We start from the raw sequence: 19,925 nt of genomic DNA on the forward strand, positions 1-19,925 counted from the left end.
TTTATTGTTGTGTTTCTTGGGGCAATCGGGCAATGAGGCTGCGGATTTGGTCTGCACTTTGGGCCAGCGCGTTGCGGTAGTTTTCTTTTTCGGCAGTCAGGTTGTCAATTTTGCTTTGCAGGTCTTCTTTGAGTTTGCCGACTTGAACCAGCAAGGCTTCACTAAGTTCGTCAATGGCAGCGTCGTGTTGGTGTTTTTGTTGCTCTTGCTCGAGTTTGAGTCTGTCGATTTCTTCGTTGAGACGGCGGTTTTCTGAAACCAGCGTTTCAAATTTTTGGACAAGTTGGTAAACGTTGATTTCCAGATTGTTCAGTGATTGGTTCATGTGTTTCCCTTCAGACGGCCTGATGGCCGCCATATTGTGCGTCAGGCCGTCTGAATGGCAGACGGCGCGACCGTTTATTCGAAGCGCGCGCTTCGTTCCATCAGTCGTTCAACGACTTGCTGCGGGGTCATTTCTTTGCGGATGAGTTGCAGCAGGGTTTGAGTGATGGGCATATCGATTTGGTATTTGGCAGCGGTGTTGAAGACTTCTTCAATGGTGCTGACGCCTTCGGAAACGTGGCCGATTTCAACAAGCACTTGATGCAACTCTTTGCCTTCTGCGAGGCCGAGGCCGACGCGGCGGTTGCGCGAGAGTGCGCCGGTACAGGTTAGGATAAGGTCGCCGATGCCTGCCAAGCCCATCATGGTTTTAGGTTGTGCGCCCATGGCGATGGCAAGGCGGGTGATTTCGGCAAGGCCGCGTGTTACTAAGGCTGCGCGTGCATTGAGGCCGTATTCGAGGCCGTCTGAAAGGCCGGTGGCAATTGCCATGACGTTTTTAACGGCACCGCCCACAGCGACGCCGATGACGTCGGTGCTGCCGTACAGGCGCATTACGTTGGTGTTCAGTTGGGCAGTGGTTTCTTCCACCCAGTCTTTGTTTTCGGAAGCAAGCACGACGGCGCAAGGTAGTTGTGCTGCAAGTTCTTGGGCAAAGCTCGGTCCTGAGAGAACGCCGATTTTTTTATTGTTAGGCAGGACTTCTTTCAGTACTTGGAAAGTCAAAAGGCCGGTATCTTGTTCAAAACCTTTGCAGGCGGCGAGAACGGGAATATCGGCGGCGTTATGCTGTTTGAGCAGCTCGGCGCTGCTTCTGAGTCCGGCTACGGAGGTGACGATCAGGGCAAGTTGGCTGTCTTTCAGCGCTTCTCCCAAATCGGCGTGAACGGTTAGGGACTCAGGGAAAGGGAAGCCGGGCAGGCCGCGTTTGTTTTCGCGATCTGCTTGCAGGGTGCGGATTTGGTCGGGATTGCGTGTCCAAAGGGCAACTTCATTGTTGTGGTGCGCAAAGTGCAACGCGAGAGCTGTACCCCACGAACCTGCGCCGATGACGGTAATTTTCATGTTTCTCTTCCATATGGGAACGGGGCTTACTTTAAAACAAACGGCTTTGGGGTGCAAGGGCGGCGTTTGTGAAAAATTTTTTGTGCTGTTTAAAAAGCCTTAGGCCGTCTGAAAGTTCAGACGGCCTGCTTCGGTTTATGATTTATTGTTACCGGAATGGTAGGCATCGTAGGCGTAGTAGTCGTAGCTGTTGTTGGCTTCGCGCTTCATGCCGTTGAGGACGACACCTTTGATGTTGATACGGTTTTGTTTGAGGCGTTCAACGCTGGCCTCAAGCTCTCGTGCACGCGTGTGTGCATAACGGCTTATCATCAGGACGGTGCCTGCATGTTGGCCGATGATGACGGCGTCGGTCACGGCCAATACAGGCGGCGTGTCCAAGATGACGTAATTGTAGCGTTGGCGCGCGTGGGCGAGCAACTCGTTGAAACGTTTGTCCATCAAAAGCTCGGATGGATTGCTAGGATAGCTGCCGCTGCTGATGAGGTGGAGGTTTTCAATGCCGGTCTCTTGTACGGCTTTGGCCGGAGCCGCTTTGCCGTTGAGGATGTCAGACAAGCCGAACTCGGGGGTAAGGCCGAAGAGTCGGTCGAGGTAGCCTTTGCGCATATCGGTATCGATAAGCAGAACGCGTTTGCCTGACTGCGCCATTACGGTGGCGAGGTTGGCGGAGATAAAGGATTTACCTGCTTCAGGCGCGGCACCGGTAATCATGAGGATGTTGTTAGGCGCGTCCAGCATGGAGAAGTAGATATTGGTGCGCAGGGCGCGGATGGCTTCGACGGCAGTATCGGCGCGGTCTTCACTGGCCAGCAGATAGTTGGAACGGCCGCCGGTTTTCTTGAATTTGCTTTTGAAGAAGTCGCGTTTTTGCTGGGTTTTGGAGTGCGGAACAAGAGCGACGACTTCCAAATTGAGGTTTTCGATTTCTGCAGATGAAGTAATGCCGTTTTTCATGCGGTTGCGAATCATCAGCCACAAAGCGGTCAATGAGCCTGCGGCAAGTGCGCTCAGGAACGTGATTACGGCTTTACGCGGTGCAACGGGGTTTTCAGGGACATAGGCATAATCGACGATGCGGACATTACCTTGCGCGCTGGCTTTCATGATGTTGAGTTCTTGTTGTTTGCTCAACAGTTGGACGTAGGTAGCCTGGTTGGTTTCTACGTCGCGGGTCAGGCGGATAACTTCTTGTTGGGTATTCGGCAACTCGGCGATTTGTTGATTAATTTTGTTTTTAGCGCGCTCGAGAACGGCAAGTTTGTCCAATACGGCTTTATAGGAAGGGTGTTCCGGCGTGTACAGCTCGGCTAAGCCTGCTTCTTCGGTTTTGAGCAGGGTAATTTGGGTTTCGATGCTGGTCAGGCTTTCCAATGCGCCTTTGGACTCGAGCGGAATGTCGAGGGAGCCTGATTGTTGGCGGTAGGCATTGAGTTTGTTTTCAGCGTCTTGCAAGGTTTCTTTCAAGCGTGGCAATTCTTCGCTGATGAAGGCCAAACCGCTGGATGCAACTTGGACATCGCGTTCACGGTTTTGCGCAACGTAGTTGTCGGCAATGCTGTTGAGGATGACGCTGGTACGTTTAGGGTCGGTGCCGGTAAAGGCAAGGTTGATGATGGGGCTGGTTTTACCTTTGCTGATAACAGCCAGTTTGTTTTGGATGTTTTCGATGGCGCTGATGCGGGAGAACTTGGTCAACGCAAATTCTTGACCCGGATTGGCCAGTATTTGATCGATTTTGAGGGTGGTGTGATTGTTGATTTTCAGAGGCACGCCGACCTTGCCTTCGACGACGCGTTTGTCAGGCAGGGTAAGGGTATAGGCCTTGTTGCTTTTGGCGGTCAGCGTGAAGGTTTTGTTGAACCATTCGTCTTGTACGGTAAAGCTGCCGACGGTCAATTTAGGATCGGGGTCGCCGCTGATATTGTGCATCAGGCTGCCGATAACGGGTGTGTATTTGGCTTTGACTTCTTGGTCAAGCTGAAGGTCATCAACGGTTTTACCCAGCACCAAGCGTGATTGAACCAGCTCGACTTCTGCTTCAGACGGCGTGGTTTGGTTGTTGAAGATGCTGTTGATTTCGGTCAGGATTTGGTTTTGTCGCGTTTCAATTTCCAGCATGGCATCGGCACGGTATTGCGGAGTGGATGCCAGGCTGAAGGCTGCGCCAAGAACGCCGCCTGCAAGCAGGGCAGCGAGGATTTTGTATTTATTTGTCCAAATTACGCGCAGCTGTTGGCCGAAGTCGATGTCGTCGTTGTCTGCGCTGTAAGGTATGTAGGTCGTTTTTTTCATTGCTTGCTTTCTTGTTCATGCCGGTTTTATACCGGTTGAGTTTTTCCGTTTAGTTTGGTTTTCCAAGTGTCTGCGGCAGCATTGAGCTGTTCAAAAACGGCTTCAAACATTTCGCTGCTTTGTTTGTATGGGTCAGGTACGGTTTTTTTAGGTAACCATTGGGCAAACAGCATGGTTTTGCTGCGTGCCGGCGAATGGATGTCGGCCACCATATCGATTTGACTGGGCTCCATCACAAGAATCAAATCGGCCTGCTCGCACATTTGGGCGGTCAGCTGGCGTGCCGTATGGCCTGCAACGATAACGCCGTGTTTGAGTGCGGTTTTAATGGCTTGGAAATCGGCATCCTTCCCTGTCAGTGCTTTTATGCCGGCGCTGCTGATTTGATGGCCGGGTAGTTTTTTCTGCATGATCCGCTCTGCTGTAGGGGAGCGGCAGATGTTGCCTAGGCAGACGATGAGTATGTTGTGGTACATGATATTGTTTTCGGTTTATGGTCTGAAAAAAGCGTGAGTCAGACTATAAGATACTGCTTTTCCGTTTATGTGGTGTGTACGGCTTTTGTATGCCGTTTATGTAATTGGTTTGGATTGTGCGTAATTTTGTATCCTGCTGTCAAACAAGGGTCTGACAGCAGGAACCACTGTTTATTTAAATGTATTGTCGAGGGTGTTGACGTTGCTGATGGAGTTGGTAATTTGTGACATTACGCGGTTCCAACGGGTAACCGGGGCGGCGGTAACGTAAACGGTATCTTCCGAACGCAGTTTGAATTCGCTGCCCAGCGCGTAAGAAGTCGCATCTTTCAGGTTGAGCTGATAGATGTGGATAGGTTTGGCCGCATCTTCTGGTGCGCGGCGGATCACGAATACGCCGGTTGCATCAGCATAGTTTTGGTTCATGCCGCCGACTTCGCCGAGCGCTTGGGTCAGGTTGAGGCCGTGATTGCCGATCGGCAGAGTGGCTTGTTTGCCGACTTCGCCCATGATGTAGATTTTGTTGTTGCTGCTGTTAGGAACGTAAACGATGTCGCCATGGCTGAGGAGATGGTTTTGTGACATATCGCCGTATTGCAGCATGTCTTGCAGGGAAATGGTGCGGTCGACGCCGTTGTGCGTCCATTTGATGTGTTGGGTGTCGGCACTTTGGGTGACACCGCCTGCTTGGTTGATGGCATCCAAAATGGTCATCGGGATATTGGTAATCGGCTGCTGACCTGCTTGGTTGATAGCACCGGATACTGAAATGCGTTGCGAACGGAATTCGGTAACGTTGATGGCTACTTGAGGGTTTTTGATGTAGCGTTTCAGAAGGCTGGTCAGGGTATTTTGCAATTCGTCCAAAGTTTTGCCTTTAGCTTGAATTTTGCCTGCCAATGGATAAGTAATATAACCGCCCTCATCTACCCAGGCACCGCGGCTGACTTGGTTGGTTTGCGGGTTGCTTTGCTGGATAGGGGAGTTGAGGTCGGAGTGCGCCCAAACCATGATATTGAGGACGTCGCCGCTGCCGATGCGGTAGCGGTAAGCACTTTTGCTTTGCTCCAAACCTTGGTTGTTTTGGGAAAGTACAGGCGGCTTGCGCATTTTTTCAATTAGGTTGGGTGTGATGGGGTAAACGGCAACGCGGCTGTCGAGGTTGGTATCAGCGGCGGTGTCTTTGTCAGTGTAAACAGTGGTTTTGGTTCGGATTTTGATGGTCGAACCGGGAATGACTGTCGTGCTGTTGCAGGCAGCCAGTGCAAATAGAGTAAGCAGGGAGAGAGTTTTTTTCATGTAGTAGTCCTTGCAGTATGGTGTCCGGGCTGTCTGAAAATGTTCAGACGGCCTTGTTGTTTTGTTGCCAAACCAAGTCGCAGATACCGTCTTTAGGTATGAAGCCTGTCGGTGCACGCAACAGAAGCTGGCGCAGGCTGTTTTGGTCGCTTTGGAAACAAGCGGTTTCGAGTTCCGACAGTATGTCAGATAATTGCGTCCATGGAAGCATTACTTCACTGGCGGTCATAATACGGGGATGAGTGGTTTTTTGCACCTCATCACCGATGAGCAGTTCTTCATAAAGTTTCTCGCCTGGGCGCAGGCCGGTAATCTTGATTTCGATGTCGCCGTGTGGGTGTTGCTCGTCTTTGACTTTGAGGCCGCTGAGGACAATCATTTGACGGGCAAGGTCGATGATTTTGACAGATTCACCCATGTCGAGGACGAAGACATCGCCGCCTTTACCCATTGCACCGGCTTGGATAACCAGTTGCGCCGCTTCGGGAATGGTCATGAAGTAGCGGGTAATGTCTTGGTGGGTCAGGGTAATCGGGCCGCCTTCGGTAATTTGTTTTTCAAATACAGGGACAACGGAGCCGGACGAACCCAATACATTGCCGAAACGTACCATGCAGAAGCGTGTTTTTTGTTCTGGTTCGGCGGCAAGCGCTTGCAGGCAGAGTTCGGCCATGCGTTTGCTGGCGCCCATGGTATTGGTCGGACGGACGGCTTTGTCGGTGGAAATCAAAACAAAGGTGGAAACGCCTGCATCTACGGCAGCCTGCGCGCAGCAGAGTGTGCCGAACACGTTGTTTTGAATGCCTTCTATGGTGTTGAACTCAACCATAGGGACGTGTTTATAGGCTGCGGCATGGTAGACTGTGTCGACGTGATAGGCCTTCATGATGCTGCTAAGGCGTTCTTTGTTTTGAACCGAACCCAAAAGCGGTACGACTTCTACTTGGCTACCTTGCGCGGCTTGGGTTTCGCGCAATTCTTTGTCTATGCTGTATAGGGCAAATTCGGACAATTCAAACAACAGCAGTTTGGTCGGACGGCAGTTGAGAATCTGACGGCAAAGTTCGGAGCCGATAGAGCCGCCTGCGCCGGTCACCATCACGACTTTGTCGCTGATGTCGGCGCTCATCAATTCAGGGCGCGGTGCCACAGGTGCGCGGCCGAGCAAATCGACCACAGAGATTTTTTTCAATGAGCTGACGTTGATTTTGCCGTCGACCAAATCTTTCATGCCCGGAATGGTCAGGACTTCGCATTTGTATGCTTCGAGGCGGCGGATGATGTCTTTGCGTTCTTCAGGCGTAGAACTTGGAATCGCCAGCAGAATTTTGCGGACGCCGTAGCGGCTGATCAGCATCGGGATTTCATTGGGGTTGTAGACGGCAAGGTCATAGATGACGGTACGTTGGATTTTCGGGTTGTCATCGACAAAGGCAATGGCCGAATATTCGTTAACCTGTTTGATGGCTTCCAACAACTGGCGGCCGGATTGGCCTGCACCGTAGATGATGACAGGGGTCATCTGTTTGCGGTGATGGTCGGTCAGAATCGCGCGCAGGATCATGCGCGAGCTGGTTACGCCGACCACCAAGACCAAGAAATAGACGATGGGCAGGGCAAGGTGTAGTTTTTGTTCAAAAATCAGGGTGGTCAGGCAGAACAAGACCGCTGAAATGATGCTGCCGAATGCGGCGGCGGTCAGGACGCGGATGCTGACGAAGCGTGTTACGGCGCGATAGAGGCCGATACGGATGAAAAGGATGATGGTCAGCACAGCGGTGCTGCCGAAAGCCAGCCAGTTGGCGATACTCAACCATTCGTCGGAATATTGCACTTTGAGGCTTTGGGCAAACCAAAACGCCACGAATATCATCAAGATATCGTGAATGACGAAGAAGGTTTTTTTAAGGTTGCGCGGCAGAGCCAGCAGGGTTTCCAAGTTCATTTTATATTTCTTGTGTCTGAGTGTTGTAATGTGGCTTGGTACGGATTGTTTGAAGCAGGCTGTTTTATTTTTTTCAGACGGCCTGAAGTTGCAGGCCGTCTGAAAATGATTATGCTGTGGCTTCAATCAATACGGCTTCGATGTTTTCTTTGCAGAACGCAATTTCTTCATCGGTCAGGGTTGGGTGCACCAAGAACATCAGGCTGGTGTCGCCCAACTCGACAGCGTTTTTCAAACGCTCTTTCGGACGCCAAGGCGTGTTGTCGAAGGCTTTTTCCAAATACACTTCGGAGCAGCTGCCTTGATAGCATGGGACTTTGCGCGCGTTCAGTTCATTGACGATGCGGTCGCGCGTCCAGCCGTCTTTTAGGTGTTCGGGTTTGACGAAAACGTAGAACTTGTATTGCGCGTGTTCGATGTAGTCGGCCACTTCAACCAAACGGATGCTGGCGAATTTGCCCAAGCTTTCAGCCAGTTTGGCGGCGTTTTCTTGGCGGCGCGCCGTCCATTCGGGCATACGTTTGAGCTGGATGCGGCCGATGACCGCCTGCATTTCCAACATGCGCCAGTTGGTACCGAAGCTTTCGTGCAGCCAGCGGAAACCGGGTGCGTGTTCGCGGTTGTACACGGCATCGTAGCTTTTGCCGTGGTCTTTGTACGACCACATTTTGCTCCATAGCTCTTTGTCGTTGGTGGTTACCATACCGCCTTCGCCGCCGGTGGTCATAATTTTGTCTTGGCAGAACGACCAAGCACCGACATGGCCGATAGAGCCGACGGATTTACCTTTGTATTTCGCACCGTGCGCTTGGGCGCAGTCTTCGATAACCCACAAGTTATGTTCTTTTGCCAAAGCCATGATGTCGTCCATTTCGGCAGGTATACCGGCAAGGTGAACCACGATGATGGCTTTAGTGTTTGGCGTCAAAGCGGCTTTGATGGTTTCGGCGCTGATGTTTTGGCTGTTCAAATCGACATCGGCAAACACCGGATTTGCACCGGCGGTCACGATACAGGATGCGGAAGCCAAGAAAGTACGCGAAGTGACAATCACATCGTCGCCTTGGCCGATGCCCATTGCTTTGAGCGCTACGTCCAAAGCCAACGTACCGTTGGAAAGGGCGACGGCGTATTGAGTGCCGACAAAAGCAGCAAATTCTTTTTCAAATTCGCGACATTCCGTACCTGTCCAGTAGTTGACTTTGTTGGACAGCAGGACTTTGGAAACGGCATCGGCTTCTTCTTGAGTAAAGCTTGGCCATGGGGAGAGTGATGTATTAAGCATTTGTTTTTCCTGCAAAAAGACTGGTTGAGCCTTTAGGGGCGATTTCTTCCAGCAGTTGGCGGTTGATCAGGGTGTATTTTTGACCGTTGATTTCGACGTATGCACCGTCGTAAGGCGGGAACCAAAACGCACGGATTTTTTTCTCCACATCGTCGCCGTCGCGGATTTGCTTCATGGCTTCCATCTCATCACGGCTGACGTAGCGGCCACCGATGTTTGGCGTAGTCGGCAATTTGGTTTTTGACTCGATGGCGCGGGTGATGATGCGTCGCGCGAAATCTTCCAATGCCTGCATGGTTTTGCGTTCGAGAGATTGGGCGGTTTCTGTTTCAGCTTCGATAGGGAAACGATCCACTTCGATGATTTCGCCGGTATCGATGGAGGCATCGACGTAGTGGGCGGTATTGCCCCATTCGTTCAGCTCGTCCATGATGGCCAGATTGTAGCCGCCTGTGCCTTTGTATTCGGGCAACAGCGCAGGGTGGAAGTTGATCGTGCCTAAAGTCGGAATGCTCAGGAATTCATCACGCAGCTTGCGCCAGTAAAGGACGGACAAGCCCAAATCGTATTTCAGACGGCCTTCTCGCATTGCTTCCAAAGCCGTATCGAAGGTGTACAGGGGCAAGCCCAATTCCTGTGCGGCGGCCGTGGTCGGCGAGCCTTGCAGATGGCTGTCGGTCAAGACGCCGACGATTTCGATATGGTCTTGTTTGGTCAAAAAACGAAGCAGGTTGGCGGAAACCTGTTTGCGACCCATAAATAAGATTTTCATGGAGAAATGTCCCTTATGCATTTGCTTTTTCGGTGGCGGAAGTTGTCAGTGTAGTCAATTCTTCCAGGGTGTTTATCCAAAGGGTAGGCTGGTATTCACGACCGTATTGCTCGGGCTCGGCTTGATGAATATTGTGCGGCTTAGGCATGATGCCTATGGAGAGCCAACCCAGTTTGTTGGGTGCGACAAAATCTTTTTTGATGTTGTCGCCGATGTAGATGAAACGTTTTGCAGCCGGATATTTGTTTTGCAGGAAGACAAAACGCTTATCGTCGGGTTTTTCCGATTGCATGGCTTCTGAAATCAAAATGTCGTCAAACAAATCGGTCAAACCCAAGGCCTGTATTTTCAAACGCTGTGTCAGACTGCGGCCGTCTGTAATCAGGGCGCGTGCGGCAAAAGGGCGCATCAGCTTCCGTAAAAAAGACGGTTCGACATAGGGTCGGATAACAGGTCGGTGTAGTCGATATTGCCACAAAAGTGATTGTTTCTCTAGTTCGTTTAATTTGCAATGATGACACAAATTGTTGAGCCAGTCTTTACTTTTATTGTCTACAATTTCATTTAGTACGTCGGCATCATATTGCGGGTAAAGCGACGTAATTATCCCTACAACTGCCTGTATTCCAGAGCATTTGTAGTCGTACTCAGAGTAAAGCGTATCGTCAAGATCAAAGACGATGACGGATTCTTCCGGCTTAATCATGTTCTCTTACCAAAACTTTAGCATCGTAACGAAGCATGATTAAATTGTTTTCCCAGTCGTCGGAGAAGGGGACGTCTTGGCCGCCGATGTATTCTTGAATCAGCCAGCCCGGATAGTTGCCGCCTGCGGCGTAAGTCAGTGGGAAACCGCCGCCGAAGCGCGGGTTAATTTCCACACCGTAGGTTGTGCTGTCGGTTTTGCTGACGAAGAATTGCGCGGTAATGCAGCCGCGTGCGCCTTCCAATACGGCCATTTTTTCAATCAGCTCCTCATACAGGGCATTGCGTCGGGTTGCGCCTTTGCTGACTTCACCGGTGCGCACTTCCAAACGCTCGCGAGGAATGGCGCATTTCAGACGGCCTTGACGGTCGTAATACATATCGACGGTAAACTCGGAGAAAGTATTCTCGATATCGATGTATTGGGCGAACATCATTTTCGGGTCTTCGGTAATGTCGACAGTCAAATCAGCTGGTGTGTTGATTTTTTTCGCACCGATGGCGCGGCTGCCGTCATAAGGCTTGGTAAAACATGGGAAAACCAGGTGGTCCCGTTCGTAAATTTCAGGGGAACGGATGCTGTATTGTGCAAACAGGCCTGAGGTCAGGCGCTTGTCGCGGCACAGGGTAATCAGCTTTGCATCGGAAATGACAATATGTATTCCTTCAGCTTCAAAACGGTCACGTGCTTCGGCCAGTTTGAGCAGCTCGGTATCGATGGTTGGCACAATCAGACCGATGTCGTGTTGTTTGGCCAACTCGAAAATGCTGTCAATGTATTCGGCTGCATCGATACGCGGCACGCTGAAAGTGCGGTCGGCAACATGGCAGGCAGAAGACATGTGTGGGTTGAGGTCAGTGGCAAAAACGCCGATGCCGTCTGAAAAACGTGCGGCTTCGGTTTGAAAGTCCTGCACCAATTCGACACGGCGACCTGCCGACAGAATCAGTATATTATTTTTTTTCATCAGTTTTGTTACCCGTGAAATAAGGCATTGTGGCTTCCCCTTCGGCTGAGATGCCTTCTTTGACGAAGACTTTTTTAACTGTCAGGAACAAAATTTTTATATCCAGCCAAAAGCTAAAGTTGTCGATGTACCAAACATCGTGGGCGAATTTTTCATCCCATGAAATGGCGTTGCGGCCATTGACTTGAGCCCAACCGGTCACGCCTGGTTTCATTTCGTGGCGGCGGTTTTGAAAGTCGTTGTACAACGGCAGGTAGTGCATCAGCAGCGGACGAGGGCCAACTAGACTCATCTCACCTTTTAAGACATTCCATAATTCAGGAAGTTCGTCCAAACTGGTGGCACGTAATTTTTTGCCGAAATCGGTCAGGCGTTCGCTGTCCGGTAGTGGGTTGCCATCTTTATCGATTGCATCGCGCATGGAGCGGAATTTAATCATTTTAAATGGCTTGCCATCTTTGCCCGGCCGCTCTTGGATGAAGAATACGGGCAAGCCTAGGTTTTTGCGGATGAGGTACACCAAAATCAAAAACACAGGCGACAGGATAATCAGTCCTGAAGCGGAGGCGACAATGTCAAACAGGCGTTTGAAAAATTTATTCATGAGCTAATCTTTCAATCAGGTTGACGATTTTTTGATAGGCAACGTCGCGCTTGAAACGGCGGACGATTTCTTCGGACTGAACAGGATCGTTTTTACGCTTCAAAATATCTTTGGCGGCTTGAACGAAACCGTCCACATCGCCGGAACGGTAGTTCGCATGCGGCAGCAGGGTAAGGACTTTGGCAACTTCGTCGTTGACCTGGCTGTTCAGAATCGGTTTTTGCAAAGCCATATAGTCGGAGAGTTTGTTGGTAATCGATGCCATTGAATAGGACTGGATGGCGTTGATGGCAATGTCGCAGCCCTTGGCAACCGACATCATTTCGGCATAGGGAATGTAGCCGTAAAACTTGATGTCGTCGCAGGCGTATTGTTTGAGCCTGTCCAAATCAGGGCCGCCGCCCATGATGTGCAACTCGACGTTTTCGCCGGCGTCCAACAGCTTGAGAACGCCTTTGCACACGGTTTCCACGTCATAGCTGTAACTGAGCGTGCCCAAGTAGAAAAAGCGGGTTTTGTCGTCACCAAAATCTTTGGCAGGCGCGGCATCGAGTTTGGGAAAGTCAGCACCGATATAGACGACTTCGCCAGGTACATTCGGATTGGCTTCTTTGGCACGGTCGAGATAAGTCTGCGATACGGCAACCAGCGCGTCGGCGTAGCGGTAGGCTTGGTTGGCGCGTGAAGCAAAGGGCAGCAGGTTGTGCGGTACTTTTTTCAAAAAAGGTACGACTGAGGAGAAAGACTCCGGCCATACGTCCTGCACATCGACAATTAGTTTGTAACCCAAACGCGCTTTGTGTTTGCCCAACAGCAGGTTGGTGGCAATCAGCGGATAGGCGGAAAAGACGACGTCTTGTTCGCCCGGACGGCAGTTTTCCAACCATTTTTCAAAATGTTTGACGAAGTGGTGATGGCTGGCCAAGCGTCCTAAAGACACGTTTTTGCTGTATCCGCTTTCTTCCAACAGCATGACTTTCAGACGGCCTTGTGAGGCGGCCTCGGCATCTTCGGGCCGTCTGAAAGATTTGTTATAGTGCTTGAAGTTGCTGGTAATCAGTAACACGTCATGCGACTGAGACAACAGCTCGGCAAGATACCAGAAGCGGTTGAAATGCGGCTCGGACGGCAGTGAGCAATAAGGGGCGACGATGGTAATATTCATGTTTCAGACAGCCTTACATTTCGTACGCAGCCATGGTGGTGCGGTAGATTTCGTCGTCGGAGCATAAGGTTTCGACGTGTTTGTGCAGGGCTTTACCCATTTGACCGCGCAACTCTGGACGCTTGATGAGTGTATCGACGGCTTCGATAAATGCTTCGTCATCGCCGAAAGGAATGCAGTAGCCGGTTTGGCCGGTAATGACCATTTCCGAAATGCCCGCCATGTTGTAGGTTACGACAGGCGTGTCGTAAAGGCCGGCTTCCAAAATATTGTTGCCGACACCTGCTCCGTGGTCGCCTACACAATGCGGCGTGTTCACCAAAATATCGACTTCTTTGAAGTAGCCGGTCAAGTCGCGGACGCCGCCGAGGAAGGTGACTTTGTCTTCAATGCCTAAACGTTTGGCTTGGGTTTTGAGGTTGTCCATTTCTTCGCCGATACCTGCAACGTTGAGGCGTACAGGCATACCACGGTCAACCATTTTCTTCAAAATATCCAACATCAGATGCACGGCGCGGACGGTGTCCAAACGGGAAAGCGTGCCCAGTTGGACATAGTCTTTGACTGTTTTTTCAGGAACGAAATCTACTTTGTGCAGGGCGTTGTAGGTGTAGGTGATGCGGTTGGCAGGGAAACCGTAACGGATGAGTTTTTCACGTTCGTGTTTGCAGTTGCCGATGATGTACACGCCCAGCTTGTCGAAAAGCTTGGCGATTTTTGGATAAGTTTCCGGATCAAGGCCGCGCGCGTGGTAGAACACTTTGGTTTTCGGCGAGGCAAACTTGGCCGCAATGGCGCAGGCCGGAACGATACGTGCCATTTGGCAGTGAATCACATCGGGCTTCTCTTTTTTCAGCAGTTTCATATAGGCAAACGTGCCTTTGACGTAACCCAAAAGACCACCTTGGTAAAAATCAATCGGCTGCCAACGGATGCCCAATGCTTGCGCTTCCTGAATCAAAGGGCCGTCTGAAGAGGCCAATACGATATCGTGTCCGCGTTGTTTGAGCAGGCGACCAAGGCGGAAAGTGGCGTTTTCAGTGCCACCGAGGCCAGACATGGAGGTAGTCAGGGTGATTTTCATGATATTCCCTTTGTTTTAGATGGGGTATAGCTATATGTGTAAGCGGCCTGATTTTGTAATTTGGATGCGACAAATGCGCTGTAAATGTAAATCAGCAGGCAGGGTAGCCAGATGAAGGGCATACGCAAAATGGTGGACGGAATAAAACCTGCCAACAAGAAAATGCCCAAAGTTACCCAAGCCAGTACGCGTGATTTGTTGGTTAGTGCACGGCTTGAGGTAGTGTAGAGGAAATAAAACGCTACAAATGCAATAAAACCGAGCAGGGAAATTATGCCGAAACCCAAATACAGTTCGATGATGAAACTGTGCGGATTTTCAAAACCCAGGCTGTTACTCAAGTGGCCGCCAAAATAGTCGCGAAAATTTTTTGGTCCGTAGCCGGTTAGCAACAGGGGCGGATTATTCCAAAAATAGTTGTAAATCTCCTGACGGTAGGACACAGAGTTGTCGCTGTCTAAATCGAATAGAAAAAGGTACACGCGGCTGGAAAACCGTTCAAGAAAAGGGTTGCCGTTAAGCGACAGCAAAAATTCCGCGATGACACGGGATGGAATCATCGATAATATTAACGCGAGCAGTCCTGTGGCAATAACGGTAATAAAACCATTTTTACGATAAGCTATATAAATTAGTGAAATCAAAAGGTAGCAGGCAATAGCTGTTCTTGATACGCAAACAAAAATGGCCATACCTAGTAGTAAATATAATCCCCAGCCCAGTAGTTTCTCTTTGTGTTTGCGTCCTTGCAGTTGAAAGAAAAATAGGATGGCGGGTGCGAGGCAAACGGCAGTGGCAGCAAGGTTGTTGGGATTGAAAAACAGCCCTTTGAGCGAACCTTCTTTAATGGCCAGTTCATCACTGGCACTGACAAACTGAATGCCGGTAATCAATTCCACAAATGGTGGAACGGCAACATAAAGGGCAAAGACCAATAAAAACTTCTGAATAACGCCCAATGGATCTTCAGCGCGCATAAGCACTTGGTAAAACAAGTAGAAAAAAACCGGCACCGCCATAAAAAACAAGATGTCCATGTATTGAGTCGGTATCAGCGATGTAATGCCCATGTGGATGGCCGGCCAAATACACATGGCGGCCAGGGCGCAGAGCATGACAAAAATTTTGCGCGGAATATGCTTGCCCTCCAAAAAGAATACGGCAAGGCCAATCAATACGAACAACAACGATAAAGGATTATCGATGCGCGGTACGCCGATTTTAAAAGACAGCGCTGGCCCCAGCATATAAGCTGTAAACATGATGTATAGGATGTAAGTGTATAAATTTAGACGTTTTATTTTCATAGTCGTTCTGTTGTTATCGTAGAGACGTAAATCTCAGGTTGGCTATTTTGCTGAACGGTTTAATTTGACTTTGATTTTTTCGGTCGCGGCAAATAGTGCTTGTTTGTATTTTAGGAACAGGAAACCCAGCCCGACTGCCCATGCCAGCGCAAACCAGATGTAGTTGTCGCGCGTACCCAGCCAAGTATAGGCAAGGCAGATTATCAGGCAGAGCGTTGAGTTGGTATAAATCTTCAGGCGCGGCAAAGGCTGCCACAGGCGTGAAGAGAATTCGGTTTTAAAGATGAAAAACAGCCAAAAAGCCGTTGCGCTGGCCATAGCCGCACCTTTTGCACCGAATTTCGGTACCAGCAGATAGAGCAGGGCGGTATTGGCGATAAAGGCAACGATGTTGATGACGGTAATCAGCCAAGTCGAGCGGACGACGTTCAAACCGATGCCACTGACTTCGGTCAGCGTATAAAACAGGGGGAAGAGCATACACGAGAGCAGGATAAATTGAACCTGCGTGTATTTTTCCGGCAGTATCCAAGTCACCATCGGCGAAAAAATCCCGATAAGGCAAATCATTGCGCTGATGAGGACGGTCATGGAAAGCGTGATATCGCCGATTTTGTCCAGATTGGTTTTTTCTTCTACCCATTTGAACACCAAAGGCGCCCAAATGGTGGAAAACACACTTTGGAAAATCAGGGCGACGGCACCAAAGCTGACTGCCATCGAATAAATGCCCAATTCGTCCAATCCCGAGATGTCTTTGAGGACAAAGCGGTCAATCGAAGTCAGGCCCCAATAGGCCAAGTTGCCGAATGCCAGCGGCAGGCCGTAGCGCAGGCCGTCCCGATGCAGCTCGGGCGACCATTTCGCATGGGAAACGGCTTGCAGGTCTCGGCGCAGCTGATATATCAACAGTACAATGGTCAGCACTTGGGCTGCGGTGTAGGTAAAAACCAGCGAAGTAGTATTGGTAGGCAAGCCGGAAGCAATCACGGCAAAAACCAACACCAAAATCAAGAATTTCGGCGCAAGCTGACTGACGGAAAAAGCCAATGCCTGCTCTTTCATCCGCAAAATCAGGGCTAAAAAACGGGTAATCAGCGTGGTGGCCAAGAAAATCAGAAAGAGAATCCCCAAATTTGCACTGGGGATGTCAAAAATGATTTCAGACGGCCATGATGCGTTTATCAGTAACACTAAAACCACAACCGTCACAGTCAGGATCAATGGCGATAAAAAAACGGATTTGAACAGCGCGGCCTTGTCTTTAACGGCGTAATAGTCGCGAATATAGGATTGGTCCAGTCCCAAGCCTAAGAGCAGAATGCTCAGTCCGGCAATGGTCTGCAAGAGTACGATACGGCCGATGTCTTCCGCAGGGAAGTACCATGAGATAAGTGGCAGGGAAAGCAGGCCAAAGGCGGCGCTTCCTAGCGGGCCCAATGCGTAGCCGAGGATTTTTTTCGCGTTCATATTATTTGTTTTCAGACGGCCAGAAGTTCGAGCTGAGCGTTTTTCGTAAGGTATGTGTTGTTACCGTTGCCGGTTTGCCAAGGCCGTCTGAAAAAACAAATGGCCTTGGCAAACCGGCCGCCGTCCAAGTTGGGGAAACCGGAGGCAGCCGGACGCGTCTGAAGCAAGATTATGCTTTGATGACTTTAGGATTTTTCACTGGGAATTTGCCGCGTGTATCGACAATCAGCTTGGCATGTTCGGTAATCATGTCATAGTCGAATTTGTCGTGATCGGTGGTCAGAACCACGCAATCGTATTGAGCAACAGTTTCAGGAGTCAGCGCTTCGCTCTTCAGGTCGAAGTAGTGGTGGCCGGGGATGTGCGGGAACTCTGGAACGTGCGGGTCAGAGTAGGAAACCACTGCGCCCAGTTTGTGCAGACGGTCCATCACTTCCACAGACGGGCTTTCACGCATATCGTCCACGTTTTTCTTGTAGGCGATACCCAATACCAAGATTTTGCTGTCTTTGATAGAACGGTTGTGGTCATTCAAAGCCAGGCCGACTTTTTCGATAACGTAGTCGGGCATATGGGAGTTTACTTCACCGGCCAGCTCGATGAAGCGGGTGTTTACGCCGTATTCGCGTGCTTTCCAAGTCAGGTAGAACGGGTCGATAGGGATACAGTGGCCGCCCAAGCCAGGGCCTGGGTAATAAGCAACGAAGCCGAACGGTTTGGTTGCAGCGGCATTGATGACTTCGTGAATATCGATGCCCATTTTGTCAGCAACGATTTTCATCTCGTTCACCAAGCCGATGTTTACGGCGCGGTGGATGTTTTCCAGAAGTTTGGTCAGCTCGGCAGCTTTGGTGGAGCTTACTGGAACAACTTTATCGATGGCAGGTTGGTACAGCGCGAGGCCGACTTCCAAACACGCAGGGGTATGGCCACCGATGACTTTTGGAATGGTACGGGTTTCAAAGTTAGGGTTACCCGGGTCTTCTCGCTCAGGAGAGTAAACTAAGAACACGTCTTGACCGACTTTCAAGCCGCCTTCTTCCATGCGCGGTAGCAATTCTTCTTCGGTAGTGCCGGGATAGGTGGTAGATTCCAAAGACAGCACTTGACCGGCGCGCAGGTAAGGTTTTACCGCATCGGTAGTGTCAATCACAAAGCTCATGTCCGGCTCGCGGTATTTGTTCAACGGAGTCGGTACGCACAAAATGACGGCCTCTACTTCGCCGATGCGGGAGAAGTCGGTCGTTGCTTCAAACAGGCTGTTGGAAGCAGCGGCAATTTTGTCGGAAGGGATATGCTCAATGTAGCTTTCGCCTTTGTTGAGCTTGTCGACTTTGTTGGTGTCAATGTCGAAACCCAAAACTTGGTAACCGATATCCACATAGCGCAACATCAGTGGTAAACCGACGTAGCCTAAGCCAACGATGCCGATTTTTGCGGTCTTATCGGCAAATTTTTGTATCGTAACGTTTTTCATGATGTCTTTCGTTTAATGAATGAGTAAATCGGGAGTGTTTTCCCGAAGCCTGAGTTGTTTGCTGCAACCGCATAGCCATAGCCGGCTGCCGTATCGTGTGAAGCCTTAAAACCATACTTATAATTACATTAGACGGAATCATAAGCACTTATCTGATTCGTCTCAATCAAAAAAGTTTAACGGTCGTTCAGACGGCCTGTAAGGTATGAAAAAGGTATTTTTGAATATTGGACTTTTAGAAGTTACATTCAACTAAATGTTTTAATTTTAGATATTGTTTTGTCAAATGCATGGTTCATGAAATCAAACTACCGTTTATGCCGTTTAAAACCCTTCTAGAATAAAAACTTTTAATAAATTTTCATGGCTTAACTTATCTTAATAATTCATTCTTTCGTGATGAAAAAAAGGAAAATTTGTCGACAATCAGCTTAAGGATAGTTAACACAAGTCAAAGTTTTAAGTTGGAATACGTTGTAGTCATTATAATATTTCGATGAAAAAACACATTTATTGCTATGCAAATGATAGATAGATTCTATTGAAAATGGTTTAATTATCAAGCTGAGGCAATTAGATGGATTTTTTCCGGAGGACCCATTTAATGTCCTGCCCGATGATTTCTACCGATTGACTTTGCCAAGGGCCGTCTGAAAGTATGGCGGCCGGATTTTCAGGGAGGGAGAAAAGAGGTTTGCCTGCGCCTAACAGTTTCGGTGCTTGGTAGAGGACGATTTCATCCACCAAGTCATCCTTCAGGAAGGCTGAAGTAAGTGTTGAGCCAGCTTCTACCAGAACTTCGCCAAAGCCAAGCTCTGCCAGTTGCGGCATGAGGGAAAGAAGATTGATGCGACCGTTGATGTGTTCAGACGGCCTGATGATGCGGATATGTTCAAATTTACCCAGCGCCTGCAAACGTTGTTCGTCTGAGGAAAGGGTAACGATAACGGTCGGGCTGTCGGTATCGGTCACGAGGTGGCAGTCCAAAGAGATTTGTAGTTGGCCGTCCAAGACGATACGCGCAGGTTGGCGTAGAGTGGGGAAGCTGCGGACGTTGAGCTTCGGGTCGTCGGCAAGTACGGTACCGATACCGGTCAAAACGGCGCAACTTTCGGCACGGAGAATTTGTACGTCTTCGCGTGCCGCTTCGCCGGTAATCCAAAAGCTGCGGCCGTCTGAAAGGGCGGTTTTGCCGTCTAAACTGGCGGCACACTTGAGGCGGACAAACGGTCTGCCGCGTTCGATACGCGACAGGAAACCGCGGTTGAGCTCGCGCGCCTGAGCTTCCAACAAACCGCTTTCTGTACGGATTCCGGCGGCTTCCAGCATAGACAAGCCTTTGCCTGCGACCAACGGGTTAGGGTCGGTCATGGCGGCGACCACGCGCGTTACGCCGGAATGAACGAGTGCTTCGGCGCATGGCGGCGTGCGGCCGTAATGGCTGCAAGGTTCCAGCGTGACATAGGCTGTTGCGCCTTTTGCCGCCGCTCCGGCCTGCCTTAACGCGTGAACTTCAGCGTGCGGCTCGCCTGCTTTGACGTGGAAACCTTGTCCGATGATTTGGGCGCCGTGTGCAATCACGCAACCGACGCGGGGATTGGGGGAAGTAGAAAACCGCCCAAGCTTGGCCAGCTCAAGGGCGGTTTGCATCATTTGGGTATCAAGTGCGGAAAACATGGTTTCA

Annotated in this window: 17 protein-coding genes; all 17 read right to left on the reverse strand. The window is 50.2% G+C overall.

What is annotated here, in order from left to right; translation table 11 throughout:
* Position 1 precedes the first annotated feature (1 nt).
* The gene (locus ACTHTU_RS04950) at positions 2–325 is read right to left on the reverse strand and encodes a hypothetical protein (protein WP_039864236.1); all 324 of its coding nucleotides are present in this window, start codon (positions 323–325) and stop codon (positions 2–4) included.
* 74 nt (positions 326–399) lie between these two features.
* Positions 400–1,389: an NAD(P)H-dependent glycerol-3-phosphate dehydrogenase gene (locus tag ACTHTU_RS04955; protein WP_107810433.1), complete on the reverse strand. Its 990-nt coding sequence runs from the start codon at positions 1,387–1,389 to the stop codon at positions 400–402.
* A 135-nt stretch (positions 1,390–1,524) separates the two neighbouring features.
* Positions 1,525–3,684, reverse strand: coding sequence for a polysaccharide biosynthesis tyrosine autokinase (locus ACTHTU_RS04960; protein WP_440361931.1), 2,160 nt, complete (start codon positions 3,682–3,684; stop codon positions 1,525–1,527).
* A gap of 26 nt (positions 3,685–3,710) precedes the next feature.
* Positions 3,711–4,160: a low molecular weight protein-tyrosine-phosphatase gene (locus ACTHTU_RS04965; protein ID WP_070460478.1), complete on the reverse strand. Its 450-nt coding sequence runs from the start codon at positions 4,158–4,160 to the stop codon at positions 3,711–3,713.
* A 171-nt stretch (positions 4,161–4,331) separates the two neighbouring features.
* A complete protein-coding gene (locus ACTHTU_RS04970) occupies positions 4,332–5,459 on the reverse strand; it encodes a polysaccharide export protein (protein ID WP_440361932.1) in 1,128 nt (375 codons plus the stop codon).
* A 43-nt stretch (positions 5,460–5,502) separates the two neighbouring features.
* The gene (locus ACTHTU_RS04975; RefSeq protein ID WP_440361933.1) at positions 5,503–7,404 is read right to left on the reverse strand and encodes a polysaccharide biosynthesis protein; all 1,902 of its coding nucleotides are present in this window, start codon (positions 7,402–7,404) and stop codon (positions 5,503–5,505) included.
* A gap of 109 nt (positions 7,405–7,513) precedes the next feature.
* Positions 7,514–8,689 (reverse strand): DegT/DnrJ/EryC1/StrS family aminotransferase, encoded by a 1,176-nt coding sequence (locus ACTHTU_RS04980; protein ID WP_440361934.1) that lies wholly within the window; start codon positions 8,687–8,689, stop codon positions 7,514–7,516.
* Positions 8,682–9,461, reverse strand: a complete 780-nt coding sequence (locus ACTHTU_RS04985) for a methionyl-tRNA formyltransferase (protein WP_070584698.1) — start codon at positions 9,459–9,461, stop codon at positions 8,682–8,684. The genes ACTHTU_RS04980 and ACTHTU_RS04985 overlap by 8 nt, the downstream gene beginning before the upstream one ends.
* Positions 9,462–9,474: 13 nt before the next feature.
* On the reverse strand, positions 9,475–10,167 hold the full coding sequence (locus tag ACTHTU_RS04990; protein ID WP_254324034.1) for an HAD family hydrolase: 693 nt from the start codon (positions 10,165–10,167) through the stop codon (positions 9,475–9,477).
* Positions 10,160–11,134, reverse strand: a complete 975-nt coding sequence (locus ACTHTU_RS04995; RefSeq protein WP_440361935.1) for an ATP-grasp domain-containing protein — start codon at positions 11,132–11,134, stop codon at positions 10,160–10,162. Before ACTHTU_RS04995 ends, ACTHTU_RS04990 begins: the two co-directional genes overlap by 8 nt.
* Entirely contained in the window at positions 11,121–11,738 is a 618-nt protein-coding gene (locus ACTHTU_RS05000; RefSeq protein ID WP_440361936.1) for a sugar transferase, read from the reverse strand. The genes ACTHTU_RS04995 and ACTHTU_RS05000 overlap by 14 nt, the downstream gene beginning before the upstream one ends.
* On the reverse strand, positions 11,731–12,903 hold the full coding sequence (locus tag ACTHTU_RS05005) for a glycosyltransferase (protein WP_070713695.1): 1,173 nt from the start codon (positions 12,901–12,903) through the stop codon (positions 11,731–11,733). The genes ACTHTU_RS05000 and ACTHTU_RS05005 overlap by 8 nt, the downstream gene beginning before the upstream one ends.
* Before the next feature lie 13 nt (positions 12,904–12,916).
* Entirely contained in the window at positions 12,917–13,987 is a 1,071-nt protein-coding gene (locus tag ACTHTU_RS05010; protein WP_440361937.1) for a glycosyltransferase family 4 protein, read from the reverse strand.
* Positions 13,984–15,294, reverse strand: coding sequence for an O-antigen ligase family protein (locus ACTHTU_RS05015; protein ID WP_440361938.1), 1,311 nt, complete (start codon positions 15,292–15,294; stop codon positions 13,984–13,986). Before ACTHTU_RS05015 ends, ACTHTU_RS05010 begins: the two co-directional genes overlap by 4 nt.
* Positions 15,295–15,336: 42 nt before the next feature.
* On the reverse strand, positions 15,337–16,764 hold the full coding sequence (locus tag ACTHTU_RS05020) for an oligosaccharide flippase family protein (RefSeq protein WP_440361939.1): 1,428 nt from the start codon (positions 16,762–16,764) through the stop codon (positions 15,337–15,339).
* A 169-nt stretch (positions 16,765–16,933) separates the two neighbouring features.
* Complete coding sequence (locus tag ACTHTU_RS05025) at positions 16,934–18,241, reverse strand: nucleotide sugar dehydrogenase (protein WP_070460459.1); 1,308 nt, start codon at positions 18,239–18,241, stop codon at positions 16,934–16,936.
* Positions 18,242–18,814: 573 nt separating this feature from the next.
* Positions 18,815–19,918 (reverse strand): bifunctional diaminohydroxyphosphoribosylaminopyrimidine deaminase/5-amino-6-(5-phosphoribosylamino)uracil reductase RibD, encoded by a 1,104-nt coding sequence (gene ribD, locus ACTHTU_RS05030; protein WP_440361982.1) that lies wholly within the window; start codon positions 19,916–19,918, stop codon positions 18,815–18,817.
* Between the last annotated feature and the right edge of the window lie 7 nt (positions 19,919–19,925).

This window comes from Neisseria sp. P0020.S005, from assembly GCF_051957055.1.
GTDB lineage: Bacteria > Pseudomonadota > Gammaproteobacteria > Burkholderiales > Neisseriaceae > Neisseria > Neisseria subflava_A.